At 72.9% G+C, this 13,412-nt stretch carries 14 protein-coding genes and 1 pseudogene; 9 read left to right on the plus strand and 6 right to left on the minus strand.

Annotated elements, in window-relative coordinates; all coding sequences use genetic code 11:
* Nucleotides 1-3: 3 nt before the first annotated feature.
* The 5 genes and pseudogenes from Phou_RS01855 to Phou_RS01875 form a co-directional block, all read left to right on the plus strand.
* A pseudogene (locus tag Phou_RS01855) lies at nt 4-1,015 on the plus strand (AAA family ATPase); the annotation flags it as partial.
* Nucleotides 978-1,949, plus strand: coding sequence for a DUF58 domain-containing protein (locus tag Phou_RS01860; RefSeq protein ID WP_173052981.1), 972 nt, complete (start codon nt 978-980; stop codon nt 1,947-1,949). The pseudogene Phou_RS01855 and the gene Phou_RS01860, both read left to right, overlap by 38 nt.
* A 76-nt stretch (nt 1,950-2,025) precedes the next feature.
* Nucleotides 2,026-3,000: a VWA domain-containing protein gene (locus tag Phou_RS01865; RefSeq protein WP_173052984.1), complete on the plus strand. Its 975-nt coding sequence runs from the start codon at nt 2,026-2,028 to the stop codon at nt 2,998-3,000.
* A gap of 16 nt (nt 3,001-3,016) precedes the next feature.
* Nucleotides 3,017-4,168 (plus strand): VWA domain-containing protein, encoded by a 1,152-nt coding sequence (locus Phou_RS01870; RefSeq protein WP_246273125.1) that lies wholly within the window; start codon nt 3,017-3,019, stop codon nt 4,166-4,168.
* Nucleotides 4,161-4,712 (plus strand): RNA 2'-phosphotransferase, encoded by a 552-nt coding sequence (locus Phou_RS01875; protein WP_173052986.1) that lies wholly within the window; start codon nt 4,161-4,163, stop codon nt 4,710-4,712. Before Phou_RS01870 ends, Phou_RS01875 begins: the two co-directional genes overlap by 8 nt.
* Here the strand turns inward: Phou_RS01875 and Phou_RS01880 are convergent.
* The gene (locus Phou_RS01880) at nt 4,669-5,178 is read right to left on the minus strand and encodes a hypothetical protein (protein ID WP_173052988.1); all 510 of its coding nucleotides are present in this window, start codon (nt 5,176-5,178) and stop codon (nt 4,669-4,671) included. The two genes, Phou_RS01875 and Phou_RS01880, sit on opposite strands and share 44 nt — an antisense overlap.
* Before the next feature lie 70 nt (nt 5,179-5,248).
* Between Phou_RS01880 and Phou_RS01885 the strand changes: the two genes are divergently transcribed.
* Complete coding sequence (locus Phou_RS01885; RefSeq protein WP_173052990.1) at nt 5,249-6,130, plus strand: LysR family transcriptional regulator; 882 nt, start codon at nt 5,249-5,251, stop codon at nt 6,128-6,130.
* A gap of 338 nt (nt 6,131-6,468) precedes the next feature.
* Here Phou_RS01885 and Phou_RS01890 read toward each other — a convergent pair whose 3' ends face one another.
* From Phou_RS01890 to Phou_RS01910, 5 genes are all read right to left on the minus strand, one after another.
* Nucleotides 6,469-6,972, minus strand: coding sequence for a hypothetical protein (locus tag Phou_RS01890; protein ID WP_173052992.1), 504 nt, complete (start codon nt 6,970-6,972; stop codon nt 6,469-6,471).
* A 28-nt stretch (nt 6,973-7,000) separates the two neighbouring features.
* Entirely contained in the window at nt 7,001-7,324 is a 324-nt protein-coding gene (locus tag Phou_RS01895; RefSeq protein ID WP_173052994.1) for a YkvA family protein, read from the minus strand.
* A gap of 51 nt (nt 7,325-7,375) precedes the next feature.
* The gene (locus Phou_RS01900) at nt 7,376-7,951 is read right to left on the minus strand and encodes a dienelactone hydrolase family protein (RefSeq protein WP_173052996.1); all 576 of its coding nucleotides are present in this window, start codon (nt 7,949-7,951) and stop codon (nt 7,376-7,378) included.
* Between the two features lie 9 nt (nt 7,952-7,960).
* On the minus strand, nt 7,961-8,401 hold the full coding sequence (locus Phou_RS01905; RefSeq protein WP_173052998.1) for an SRPBCC family protein: 441 nt from the start codon (nt 8,399-8,401) through the stop codon (nt 7,961-7,963).
* 66 nt (nt 8,402-8,467) lie between these two features.
* Nucleotides 8,468-9,607 carry a TolB family protein gene (locus Phou_RS01910; RefSeq protein WP_173053000.1) on the minus strand — a complete coding sequence of 380 codons (1,140 nt, stop codon included), beginning with the start codon at nt 9,605-9,607 and terminating at the stop codon, nt 8,468-8,470.
* A 215-nt stretch (nt 9,608-9,822) separates the two neighbouring features.
* On the opposite strand from Phou_RS01910, the gene Phou_RS01915 reads away from it, so the two are divergent.
* The 3 genes from Phou_RS01915 (at nt 9,823) to Phou_RS01925 (ending at nt 13,404) form a co-directional block, all read left to right on the plus strand.
* A complete protein-coding gene (locus Phou_RS01915; protein WP_173053002.1) occupies nt 9,823-10,959 on the plus strand; it encodes a glycosyltransferase in 1,137 nt (378 codons plus the stop codon).
* A gap of 10 nt (nt 10,960-10,969) precedes the next feature.
* Entirely contained in the window at nt 10,970-11,827 is an 858-nt protein-coding gene (locus Phou_RS01920; protein ID WP_173053005.1) for an aldo/keto reductase, read from the plus strand.
* Nucleotides 11,828-12,453: 626 nt separating this feature from the next.
* Nucleotides 12,454-13,404 carry a TIGR03557 family F420-dependent LLM class oxidoreductase gene (locus Phou_RS01925; RefSeq protein WP_173058053.1) on the plus strand — a complete coding sequence of 317 codons (951 nt, stop codon included), beginning with the start codon at nt 12,454-12,456 and terminating at the stop codon, nt 13,402-13,404.
* The last annotated feature ends 8 nt before the right edge of the window (nt 13,405-13,412 follow it).

A 13,412-nucleotide genomic window follows, 5' to 3' on the forward strand; every position in this document is an offset into this window, starting at 1 on the left:
TGGATGGACACACCGGTGGAGCAGGTCCTCTACGAGGTCAAGAAGACCATCGTCGGCCAGGACATCCTGCTCGAACGGTTACTGGTGGCGATGCTCGCCCGCGGCCACATCCTCGTCGAGGGCGTGCCCGGCCTTGCCAAGACGCTCGCCGTCAAGGCGCTCGCCGGCGCGATCGGCGGGCAGTTCCACCGGATCCAGTTCACGCCCGACCTCGTGCCCGCCGACATCGTCGGCACCCGGGTCTACCACCAGCCGACCGGCGAGTTCCAGGTCTCGCTCGGGCCGGTATTCACCAACCTGCTGCTCGCCGACGAGATCAACCGGGCGCCGGCCAAGGTGCAGAGCGCGCTGCTGGAGGTCATGCAGGAGCAGCAGGTCACGATCGGGCGGGAGACGCACGAGGTGCCGCGCCCGTTCCTGGTCATGGCCACGCAAAACCCGATCGAGTCCGAGGGCACCTATCCGCTGCCCGAGGCGCAGGTCGACCGGTTCATGATGAAGGTCGTGGTGGGGTACCCCAGCGCCACCGAGGAGTTCGTGATCGTCGAGCGGGCCATCGCGGCGCCGCCGGCCACCCAGGCGGTCGCCGACCCCGCGCGGCTCATCGCCATGCAAGCCAAGGTCGAGCAGGTGTACGTGGACCCGGCGCTGATCGAGTACTCGGTCCGGCTCGCCGGCGCCACCCGCCGCCCCGCGGAGGTCGGCCTCGACGACCTGACGCGGTACGTGAGCTTCGGCGCCAGCCCCCGCGCCTCCATCAACCTGGTGCTGGCCGCCCGCGCGCTCGCGTTCGTGCGGGGACGCGACTACGTGGTGCCGGCCGACCTCACCGACCTCGCGCTCGACGTGCTGCGGCACCGGCTCGTTCTGTCGTACGAGGCACTCGCCGACGACGTCACGCCCGACGCGATCCTCACCCGGGTGCTGGCCACGCTGCCGGTGCCGGACGCGCCCTCGCGAGAAAGCGCGGCCGTCCGGTGACCACCGCGCCCGACCGCCTGCTGCGCCGCCTGGAGTGGCAGGTCGTGCGCCGGCTCGACGGGCGGCTGCAGGGCGCCTACCGCACGGTGTTCCGCGGCACCGGCATCGACTTCGCCGACCTGCGCGGCTACACGCCGGAAGACGACGTGCGGCACATCGACTGGAACGTGACCGCCCGCCTCGACGAGCCGTACGTGCGGCAGTACACCGAGGACCGCGAGCTGACCGCCTGGCTGGTGCTGGACCGCTCGGCCTCCATGCGCTTCGGCACCGCGTCCGGGCGGGCAGGCTCCGTTCCGACGAGTCCGGAGCGCGCGGGCCGGCGGAAGCGACCGGCGAGCGCGGAGGGCGGGGACGCCGAGGGCGGCAAGGCGTCGGTGGTGACGGAGCTGGCGGTGTGCCTGGCGCGGCTGTTCACGCAGGGCGGCAACAGGGTCGGCGCGATCCTCTACGACAACCAGGTGCACCGGGTCGTCCCGGCCCGCACCGGGCGCAACCACGTGCTGCACCTGACACACGAGCTGACCAGGGACGGGCCGGCCCGCGCCGACCGCCGCCCCACCGACCTCGCCGCGATGCTGCACCTGGCCGCCTCGACCGCGCGGCGGCGGGGGCTGGTGTTCGTGGTCTCCGACTTCATCGGCGACCTCGACTGGGAGCCGGCGCTGACCCGGCTGGCGATGCGGCACGAGGTGGTGGCCATCCGGGTCGTCGACCCGGCGGAGCTCGACCTGCCCGACCTGGGGCTGGTGCTTGTCGAGGACGCGGAGACCGGCGAGCAGCTGCTGGCCGACACCAGCGACCCGCTCTTCCGGCGGCGGCTGCGGGCCGAGGTGGACGCGCGCGAGTTCGCGGTCACCGGCGCGATCCGGCGGGCGGGGGCGGCCGCACACCGGCTCGGCACCGACCAGGACCTGGTGACCGCGCTGGTCGAGATGGCGCAGCGCTCCAAGCGGAGGCGAGCGTGAGCGAGCGCAGCGAGCGAACCATCGGGCCCAGCGCGTCTTGTGGCTCATGGCCGCCCGCAGCGAAGCGAGGACGGTCATGAGCTTCCGGTACCCGCTGTTGCTGATCGTCGCGCTGGCGGTCGGGGTGGGGCTGTTCGTCTCGTACCACCTCTTGCAACGCCGCAGGGCGACGGCGCTGGCGGCCGCCGGACTGCAGCCCGCACGTCCGCGCGGTGGGCGCCTGCGGCGGCACCTGCCGCCGCTGCTGATGCTCGCCGCGCTGGTCCTCCTCTTCCTCGGCGTCGCGCGTCCACAAGCGACGGTGCCGGTGCCGAGGGCCTCGGGCACGGTGATCCTGGCCTTCGACATCTCCAACAGCATGGGCGCCAAGGACATCGCGCCGACCCGGCTGGGCGCCGCGCAGGCCGCGGCGGCCGCGTTCGTGCGCGAGCAGCCGGACACGGTGGACGTCGGGGTGGTCGCGTTCGGGCAGGGCGCGCTCACCACCCAGCTGCCCAGCGCCGACCACGACAGCACGATCGCCGCCATCAACCGGCTCACGATCGCCGGCGGTACCTCGGTCGGGCAGGCGATCCTCGCCTCGCTCTCCGCGATCGTCGGGCAGCCGGTGAGCCTGCCCGACCCGGACGCCGCCGAGCCGCCGCCCGATTTGGGCTTCTGGCGTTCGGCGACGATCGTGCTGCTCTCCGACGGCGAGGACACCGGCGGGCCGGACGCGGTCGCCGCCGCGGAGCTCGCCGCCACGGCCGGCGTGCACATCGAGACGGTCGGGGTGGGCACGGTCGAGGGCGCGACGATCGAGGTCGACGGGTTCCAGATGGCGACCTCGCTGAACGAGGAGCTGCTCACCGCGGTCGCGGAGACCGCCTCGGGCTCCTACCATCGAGCACAGGACGCGCAATCCCTGAACGACGTCTACGACTCGCTCGACCTGCGCATCACCACCGAGGACAAGCTCGTCGAGCTGACCGCGGCGGCCGTCGGGATCGCGCTGCTCCTGCTGACGATCGGCGGGCTGCTCATGATCACCTGGTTCGGACGGATCCTCTGATGTCGCTGACCTGGCCATGGGCCCTCGCCGCGCTGCTGGCCTTCCCCTGCTGCTGGGCTACCGGTGGTGGCTGCGCCGCCGGCGCCGCCGCGAGACGGTGCGGGTCTCCAGCGTCACGCTGATCCGCGCCGCGCTCCCCGGCCGCTCGCTGTGGCGGCGGCGCATCCCGATCTGGCTCTTCGCCGCCGGCCTCGTCGTGCTCGCCGGCGGCGCCACCCGCCCGCAGGCCTCGGTGCCGGTGCCGTCCAACTCCGCCTCGATCCTGCTCGCGATGGACGTCTCCGCCTCGATGTGCTCCACGGACGTCGAGCCCAACCGGCTGAGCGCGGCGCAGGAGGCGGCCCGCGCCTTCGTCAAGGACCTCGACGAGGGCACGCGGATCGGGCTTGTCACGTTTTCCGCGATCGCCGGGCTGCTGGTCGAGCCGACCAGCGACAAGGACGTGCTGCTGGCCGCGATCGACGACCTCAAGACCTCCCGCGGCACCGCGATCGGCCAGGCCATCCTCACGTCGGTCGACGCGATCTCCGAGATCAACCCGGATGTGCCGCCGACCGGCGTCGAGGTGCCGCCGGCCACGGGCGACACCGGGGAGTACCAGCCGGACACGATCGTCGTGCTCACCGACGGCCGCAACACACAGGGCGTCGACCCGGTCACCGCGGCCGCGGAGGCGGCGGCGCGGCGGCTGCGCGTGTACACGATCGGCTTCGGCAGCACCGAGCCCGCGCCCTCGATCTGCACGCGGGAGCAGATCAGCGGCGACGCGGCGTTCCGCGGCGACGCAAACGGGCCGTTCGGCGGCTTCGGCGGCCGCGGGCGGTACATGCAGGCCGACGAGGGGACGCTCACCGAGGTCGCCGAGCTGACCGGCGGCGAGTTCTACAAGGCCGAGGACACCGACGCGCTCACCGAGGTGCTGCTCGACCTGCCCTCCTCGATCGTGCTCCAGCGGGAAGACGTGGAGATCACCGCGTGGTTCGCGCTGGCCGGGGCGCTGCTCGTGCTCACCGGGCTGGGCCTGGCGCAGTGGTGGCAGCGCGCGGTCGTGGCGGTCCCGCCGGCGCCACCTGCCACCGCCGCGCCCGAGCCCTCGCCCTCTCCACCTCCCGCCGCGCCCCCGCCACCGCCGCCCGGCCGGGACGACACGGTGTGGAAGCGTGGATAACGCCGCCCTGGTGCGCCTGAGCCGGCGCGTGTCGTACCTGCTGCGCCATGACCCCGCCAGCGCCGGCCTCACGCTGGACCCGCAGGGCTGGGTGGGGGTCGACGACCTGCTCGCCGCGCTCGGCACGTCCGTGAGCCGGGCCGACCTGGACGCGGTGGTGGAGGGCAACGACAAGCGGCGGTACGCGATCCGCACCGGCCCCGGCGGCCGCGACGAGATCCGCGCGAGCCAGGGCCACACGGTGCCGGTCGACCTGGGGCTCGACCGGGTGCCGCCGCCACCGGTCCTCTACCACGGCACGTCCGCGGCGGTGGTGCCGTCGATCCGCGCGCGCGGGCTGGAGCGGGGCGAGCGGCACCACGTGCACCTCTCGCCGGACGTACCGACCGCGCGGGCCGTGGGTGGCCGCCGGCGCGGTCCGGCGGCGGTGCTCGCCGTCGACGCGGCGGCGATGGCGGCGGCCGGGTTCGCCTTCTACCGCAGCGCCAACGGCGTGTGGCTCACCGACCACGTCCCGCCGGAGTACCTGCGAGTGTCGCCGTGATCGCCTCCTCGGCGTGTGCCCAGGTGGGGGTGTGCGTCAGCCACGGTTGCGGCGTTTCCCGCTCGCCGAAGAGGTAGAGGTGCGGCACCAGGCCGCGCAGTGCCTCGTGCACCTCCATCGTGTCGTCGACGAAGTGCGTGATGCCCAGCTCGGCGCAGTGGATCGCCTTGTCCGGCCGTTGCCGGCAGAAGCGGACGTGGTCCGGCGGGATGCCGGTACGGCCGGCGAAGTCGTGGTGCTCCAGCCACTGGAGCGTGCGCCGCTCCACCCGCTCGCCGCATTTGGAGACGATCCACACCCGCCCGTCGAAGAGCGTCACGAGGCGGGCGATGGCCTCGAACGAGCCGGGCATCGCCGGTGTGCGCAGCATCCGCGCCGTGTCGCCGGTGAAGAACGCGGTGTCGCCGCCCTCGGGGTGCGCGGGACCGTTGATGATGACCTTGCCGATGTCGATTCCGAGTCTCATGCCTTTGATGGTGGGGCCGGCGGTGCTTGAGCAGAACTATTGTTCGCAGCCCCAGCTATAGTCAGGGACTATGATTGAGGCGGGAGTGTCGAGCGAGGCGCTGACCGCGTTCGCCGTCTTCGCCGAGCACCTCAACTTCACCCGAGCCGCCGCCGAGCTGCACATCTCCCAGCCCGCGCTGCACGTCAAGGTGGCCAAGCTGGCCCGCACGCTGGACCGCCCGCTCTACCACCGCAGCGGGCGGCGGCTGGTCCTCACGCCGGACGGCGAGGCGGTGGCCCGCTTCGCCCGCGACCACGACGACCGGCTGGCCCGCTTCCTCGGCGAGCTGCGCGCCACTCCCCCGCACCAGCCGGTGATCCTCGCCGCCGGCCAGGGCGCCTACCTGTACCTGCTGGGCGACGTCATCCGCGAGACGCTCCCCGCCCGGCTGCGGCTCGTCAACGGTGACCGCGGCCAGACACTCGCCGCGGTGCGCACCGGCCGCGCCCACCTCGGCGTCGCGGTGCTCGACACGCTGCCGGACGACCTGACGACCGAGCTGCTGGCCAGCTACCCGCAGACCGCGATCCTGCCGGCCACCCATCCACTGGCCCGCCGCCGCCGGCTCCGCCTGCGCGACCTCGCCGGCGCCGCGCTGGTGGTGCCGCCACCCCACCGTCCACATCGGATCGCGCTGGAGCGCGCCTTCCGCGCCGCCGGCGTCGAGTGGTCGGTAGCGGTCGAGGCCGAGGGGTGGCCGCTGACCGTCCACTTCGTCTCGCTGGGCCTCGGGCTCGCGATCGTCAACGGGTGCGTCACCCCGACCGCCGGCCTGGTGAGCCGCCCGGTCACCGACCTGCCCGACGTGCCGTACCACGCCATCCACCGCCCGGCCGCCCTCGACGACCCCCGCGTCGCCGACCTGCTCGCCCGCACCCGCGCCCACCTCGCCTCGGCCGGCGCGCGGTGAGCGGCCGGCCTCACCCTCCGCGGTCGCGCACCTCAACCCCTCCTGGCCCGAACCCGGCGCGCGGCTGACGACGCTGGCCGGTCGAGCGCACCCAGGTCGAGCGCCGCTCGCCGCGTTCCTGGAAGGAATCAGGGGTGCGTCGCTAACTTGCCAAGATCTGCCGGAGCGGGGAGCTGGCCGACCGCGGAGGGTGAGGCCGCGGGAGCAACGGTCCGGACCACCGCGGACATCGCGGCAGCTCGCATCTCATTCGGTTTTGACTTCCAGAAGGCTCTCCCCTGAACCTCGCGGTCCCTCGTGGTCGCACGGTCGCACGCGGCGCGGCCCACGAAGATCCGCTAGCAGGAGCCGCGGTACTTCACGAGCGCGTCGCGGGCGGCCTTGACCTTCTGGGTCTGCAGCAGGTCGACCGCCTCGGACGCGGCGGCGTCGCTCGCCAGCTTCGCCTTGGCCGCGCCGGCCGCGGCCACCACCGTCGCCAGGTCGTCGGCCAGGTTGGCGGGGAGCTCGGGCTCGATCAGCGCGCCGTGCGCGGCGATGGAGTCGACGAGCTGGCTCACGTTCCGCCGCTCGTTGGGGGTCTCGCCGTCGATCAGGGCGAGCGCGCCGAGGTCGAACGCGGGCCCGGCGGCCGCGGCGAAGGCGTTGAGGTCGGCGCAGAACGCGGCCAGCGCCGCGGCGCCGTCCGGCGACGGTGTGGGTGTCGGTGTGCCGGCGGCGGAGGGTGACGCGGTCGCGGGCGGGGCCGGTGGCGCGGTGTCGGGCTCGGAGGAGTCGCAGGCCGCGGCGGCGAACGCGACCACCGCCAGTACCGCCGCGCCGCGTGCCAGGGCAGCCCTCATGGTCGTCAATGCTACGGGCGGCGAGGCGTCAGCGGCGGGGCAGCTGGACCGGCTCGTGCAGGGTGGGGTCGGGCGCGGACGCCCGCTGCTTGCGCACCAGATGGCTGAGGTACAGCAGCGAGCCGGCCAGCAGCCCCATGTCGTCGAGGTAGATCGGGTCGGGCAGCACGTCGACCGGGAGGATCGTGTAGAGCAGCGCGCCGTAGAACGCGACCTTGCCGCCGGCGCCCAGCTCGCCGAGCAGCTTGCGGGTGCGCCAGACGCGGAAGGCGAGCACGATCGCGCCGATCAGCGTCACCACGGCGAGGATCACGCCGAGGACGATGACCACGGTCCAGGCTTCGCGCGACATGCCGTCACCGTATCCGAGCGGAGCGCAACCCGCCCGTCGAGCGGCGCCCGGCTATCCCACCCGGTCGATGAACGCGAGCACCCGCTCGGTGAGCAGACCGGCGGCGGCCTCGTCGTAGCTGGCCAGGCCGGGGTCGGCGAACAGGTGCGCACCGCCGGGGTAGAGGAACAGCTCCGCCGCCGGCGTCGCCTCGACAAACGCCCGGGCCGCGTCGAGGTCGCCCTCGCCGGCGAAGATCGGGTCCGCGTCCATGCCATGCACCTGCGCGGGTACGCCCGCGGGCCACCCGCCGAACTCGGACGGCGGCACGAACGACTCCAGGAACAGCGCGCCCTTGGCTCCCGGCCGGGTCTGCGCGAGTCGCTGCGCCGGGAGGACGCCGAGCGAGTAGCCGATGTACACCAGCCCGGCCGGCAGGCCCTCGGCCGCGGCGACGCCGTCGTCGATGATCGCCTCGAAGCCCAGCGACCGCCCGTACGCCGCGCCGGCGTCGAGCGTCTCGAAGACCTTCCCCCCGTACAGGTCCGGCGTGTGCACCGTGTGCCCGGCGCGGCGGAGCGTCTCGGCGAGGTCGCGCTGCCCGGACGTCAACCCGAGGGCGTGGTGGAGGTAGAGGATCTCGGCCATGGCATGAGCCTAGGCCCGACCCTCCAGGAGGCGCTTGAGGCTCGCGTAGCTGGGCGGCGCGCCCTTGGCGGCCAGGCGGCGCACCATCGGCGCGAGCGCCACGCCGACGCCGTGGCCGGTGAAGTCGAGCGTGAACGTGACCCGCGAGCGCTCGCCGGGAAGCGGCTCCACCGTGACCGAGGCGTTCGGCCGGATCGGCCCGTCCACTCCCGCCACCGCCCACCGGCGCGGGTGGCGCAGCTCCGTGACCTCCTGGGTCATCGTCCGCTCGGTGGCGCCGATACGGCGGGTGGTGGTGAAGCGGGCGCCCACCGCCGGGTGGTACCCGTCCTCGACCTCCACCCGCACGACGTCGCCCTGCCACTGCGGGAAGCGGGTGGGGTCGGTGACGTACGCGAAGACCTCCTCCGGAGGCCGCGCGATCTCGATGGTGCTGGTCAGGGCCGTCATGATGCCTCCAAACGGTTGCCGTCACCGCAATGACGGAGGCGACCGCGAGGAGGTAACAGGAGGGCTTCAGGACCAGGAAGCGTGCGCCTCGTACGCGTCACCGACGGTGAGGCGCTGCAGGTCCTTGCCGTCCGGGCGGGCGATCCAGAGCGACGGCTCCTTGACCTTGCCGCGGGTGAAGGCGACCCATTGGCTGTCCGGCGACCAGGTGGGGTCCATGTCCTGCGCGGTACCGCTGGTGACCGCCCGGTTTTCCGACCCGTCCGGCCTGACCACCCAGATGTCCTGCTGCCCGCTCACCTTGCCGTTGCGCGTGTACGCGATCCAGCTTCCGTCCGGCGACCAGCACGGGTCGGCGCAGTTCACCTTGTCCTTGGTCAGCCACCGCGGGGTCGCGTCCGGCTGTTCGAGGCTGACGAGGCCGATCTGCCGGTTGCCCTTCGTGTTGATCCACATCGCGACGTCCCGGCCGTCCGGCGACCAGGTGGGGTCGTCCTTGTCGTCCGTGCTGCGGGTGACCTGCTTCGGCCCGGCCTCACCGAGCGTGAACGTCATGAGCTGGTTGCGCCCGTCCACCCGGTCCACATAGGCCAGCTTCTTGTCATCCGGCGACCAGCAGACACGGGTGCCGCGCACCACCTCGTCGATGATGACCGTCTGCTGCGAACCGTCCGGGCGCATGGTCACCACCTGCCACCAGTTGCCGGCGTCCCGGATGTACACGATCGTCTGCCGGTCGTGCGACCACTGCGGCAGCGCGTCGTGCCCGGAGTTGGCCAGCATCTTCCGCTGGTCGCTGCCCGGCGTGCCGCTGAAGATGAACGATTTTTCGCCCTGGTCGAGGCGGAAGAGGATGGTGTCGCTCGGGTACGGCCGCGCCGGGCCGACCACCGTCGGCGACTGGGTCGGCGCCGAGCCCAGCCCGCCGCTCCCCCGCCCACCGTCGCCGGTGCCGCCCTCGCCGGCGGGCGGGTCGCTCGCGAGGCTGTAGCCGGTCACCGCGCCGATCGCGGCCAGGCCGGCCAGCACCGGCACCCCGATGAGGATCGTGCGACGGTCCACGACGGATGCCAGGCCCTTCGCGCGCGGCGCGGGACCACCGGCCGGGGCGTCGCCGCCGGTGTAGGGTGGCGCGCCGCCCGGCGGCGTGGCGCCCATGAGATAGGTCTCGGGCGGCGGGCCCGGCTCGTGCCCGGGGTTGGTCATCGTCCCTCCCCTGGCTTCGACGACCGGTGCGACCGCACGGTCTGCGACCGCCGGCAAACGGGACCGCGGTCCCTCGCCGCAGCAGCCAGATCGTTGCACCCAGTGGCAACTCCGACAAGGAACAGCAGTGTCGCCTACCCGTCAGGGTTTGGAAGATAGAGTCTCGGGAACATCTCGGCCAGGTCTCGGTTAGGTCACGGCGGACGGGAGCACAGATGCGCATCGCGATTCTTTCGGTCGACCACCGGCCCGTGCGCCCGGCAAGCCGTGACTGGACCGCCGCGCCTGCGGTCCACGTCACCGAGCTGGCGGCCGCCCTCACCGGCCTCGGGCACGACGTCCGCGTCTACACCCGGCGCGTCAACCCCTCACAACCCGAGGTCAAGGAGGGTACGGACGGGGTGACGACCATCGCCGTGCCCGCGGACGAGGGCGACGTCTTCGGGCAGTGGCTGGACGCCGCGTGGCAGGACGGCTGGGCACCGGACATCGTGCACGCCCACGCCCTGACCTCGGCGGTGGCCGCGATGGCGGCCCGCAAGCTGACCAGCCGGCCCACGGTGGTCACCTTCCACGGGGACGAGGAAGGCGACGCCGCGGCCATCGCCGGCACCACCGACGCCGTCGTGGCGCTCTCCAGGGCCGAGGCACACGGGGTACGAAGACTCGGCGCCGCCCCGGCGACCGTGTCGGTCATCGCGCCCGGGGTGGACGTCACCCGGTTCACCCCGGAAGGGCGAGCCTGGGCTCGCCGGAGGACCCACCGCCTGCTCGCGGTGGGTCAGCTCGTGGCGGAAAGCGGCTTCGCCGCGCCCATCGAGGTGCTCCCGGAGCTGCCCGACACCGAGCTCGTCGTGGTGGGCCGGCCGCGCCCGCCGTCGAACGGCCTCGGCCCGCACGCCGCCGAGCTGCGCGCGCTCGCCGTCAACCACGGCGTGCACGAGCACCTGCGACTGACCGGCGCCGCGCCGTACGGCGACATGCCCGGCTGGTACCGCTCCGCCGACCTGCTGGTCTGCACGCCCGAGCACGCGTCGTTCAGCCGCGCGGCGATCGAGGCGATGGCCTGCGGGATCCCGGTCGTGGCCACCACCGGCGGCCCGCTGGCCGAGACCGTGACGGATGGCGTGACCGGCCGTCTCGTCACACCCGACCGGCTCGCCGAAACCGTCCGCGACCTGCTCGCCGACCCCGAGCTGCGGCGCGCGTACGGCATCGCGGCCGCCGAGCGGGCACGCGGCGCGTACGACTGGACGGTGGCCGCTCTGCGCACTGTGGAGACATACGAGCGGACCCGCACCCAGCACGCCCTGACCCATGAGGGTGCGACCGCGGCGGAGCTGGCCGCGTAAGCTTCGGTACGTGATCGCACGGGTTCCGTTCGGCGCGACCGGACACGAGTCGAGTCGGGTGATCTTCGGCGGTGCCGCGCTGGCCAACGTCTCCAAAGGCGAGGCCGACCGCACGCTGGATCTCCTGCTCGCCCACGGCATCAACCACATCGACGTCGCGGCCGGCTACGGCGACGCGGAGCTGCGGGTCGCACCGTGGCTGCGGCGCCACCCCGGCACGTTCTTCGTCGCCACAAAGACCGGCGAGCGGTCGTACCGCGGCGCCCGCGAGCAGATCCACCGCTCGCTGGAGCGCCTCGGCACCGACCGCATCGACATGATCCAGCTGCACAACCTCGTCGACGTCATCGACTGGGAGACCGCCCTGCGCGACGGCGGTGCGCTGGAGGCAGCGGTCGAGGCGCGGGAGGAAGGGCTGGTCCGCTTCATCGGCGTGACCGGCCACGGCTTGACCGTGCCCGAGATGCACCGGCTCAGCCTGGAGCGCTTCCCCTTCGACTCGGTCCTGCTGCCGTACAACTACCGGCAGATGAAGGACCCCTACTACGCGGAGAAGTTCGAGGCGGTCGCGGCGGTGTGCGCCGAGCGCAACGTCGCGCTCCAGACGATCAAGAGCCTCGCCCTGCGCCCGTGGGAGGGCCGGCCCAAGACCGCCGGTACCTGGTACGAGCCGCTGCGCGAGCAGGCCGACATCGACCTGGCGGTGCACTGGGTGCTCGGCAACCCGCAGGCGTTCCTGCTGACCACCGGCGACGCGGAGATCCTGCCCGCCCTCCTCGACGCGGCCGAGCGCTTCGAGCAGCGCCCGTCCGACGAGAGCATGGAGTCGCTCGTCGCCGAACGAGGGCTCTCGCCCCTGTTCGTCTAGCCCTCTGACCTTCCCGCACCTGCCGCGGCGCACGTGGTAGCCGTTTCAAAGGACCCAACCCGAACCAGATCCGGGCTACCGCGATGTCCGTGGTGGTCCGGACCGCTGCTCCCGCGGCCTCACCCTCCGTGGGCGCCCAACTCACCCCAACCCCCAGTCGCCGTTCAGATCGTGGTCGTTTGCTGCCCCTGGAGGGGCAGCAAACGACCACGATCTGCTCTATGGGCCTCTTGTTGACACCCGATCAAGGAGCCGGTGTGGCCCAGAACATCCGTGATCGCCCACATCGGCCCACGGCGGCGGCTCCGGCGGATCTGTAGAGACTTCGGGGTGTGGGTCCTCGCGGTCGCCGGCTTCCCCGCACGCCGTCGCTGTTTCTGACCGGCGGCCAACGCGCCAGCCTTTCTTTGATCGGCGTCGACACCGGCGACCACCCCGCCCTGTCCCGGACGGGAATCGCCCCACCTCAACGCCGAGCTCTAAAGATCTGTCCGTGCCGGGGCGCGCCGGCGGCTCCCTCTCGACGAAGGAGATCCACTATGGACAGACGTCGGGTGGCCATCCTGGTCGCCGCGCTCGCCAAAACCGGCCCGCATGGCTGGCCCCGGAGTGGGTACAGGGCCGGCATGCGGATCGGCTACTTCCTGTCCAGCGAGGAGTACACCCCGGCTGAGCTCGTCGCCCAGGCTAAGGGCGCCGAGGCGGCCGGCTTCCAGGCGCTGTGGATCTCGGACCACTACCACCCCTGGGTCGACGCACAGGGGCAGAGCCCGTTCGTCTGGTCGATGATCGGCGCGCTCAGCCAGGTGACCAGGCTGCCGGTCACCACCGCCGTCACCTGCCCGACCGTCCGCATCCATCCCGCGGTCGTCGCGCAGGCGGCCGCGACGAGCGCGGTGCTGCACGAAGGGCGGTTCGTGCTCGGCGTCGGCTCGGGCGAGGCGCTCAACGAGCACATCTTCGGCGACCCGTGGCCCAGCGCCGACGTCCGGCTGGAGATGCTCGAGGAGGCGGTCGACGTGATGCGCCAGCTGTGGAAGGGCGGCTTCGTCGACCACCGCGGCCGCCACTACACCGTCGAGAACGCCCGCATCTACACCCGGCCCGAACGGCCGCCGGCGGTCTACGTGTCCGGGTTCGGCCCCAAGGCGGTCGACCTCGCCGCGCGCATCGGCGACGGCTACGTCAGCACGATGCCGGACGGCGACCTGGTACGCCGCTTCCGCGACGGTGGTGGCGGCGACAAGCCGTGCCAGGGCGGCTTCAAGGCGGCGTTCGCCGGCAGCGCCGAGGAGGGCGCGCGGATCGCCTTCGAGCGCTGGCCGAACGCGGGCGTGCCGGGCGAGCTGTCCCAGGTGCTGCCGTCGCCCCGCCACTTCGAGCAGGCCTCGCAGCTGGTCACCCAGGAGATGGTCGGCGACTCGTTCGCCTGCGGCGACGACCCTGAGCCGCACCTGCGGCAGATCGAGCAGTACGCCGAGGCCGGGTTCGACGAGGTCTACGTCGCCAACACCGGGCCGCACTGGCAGGGGCTCTTCGACATGTACGCCGCGAAGGTGCTCCCCCGCTTCGCATAGGATGCCGC

It is taken from the genome of Phytohabitans houttuyneae, assembly GCF_011764425.1.
GTDB lineage: Bacteria > Actinomycetota > Actinomycetes > Mycobacteriales > Micromonosporaceae > Phytohabitans > Phytohabitans houttuyneae.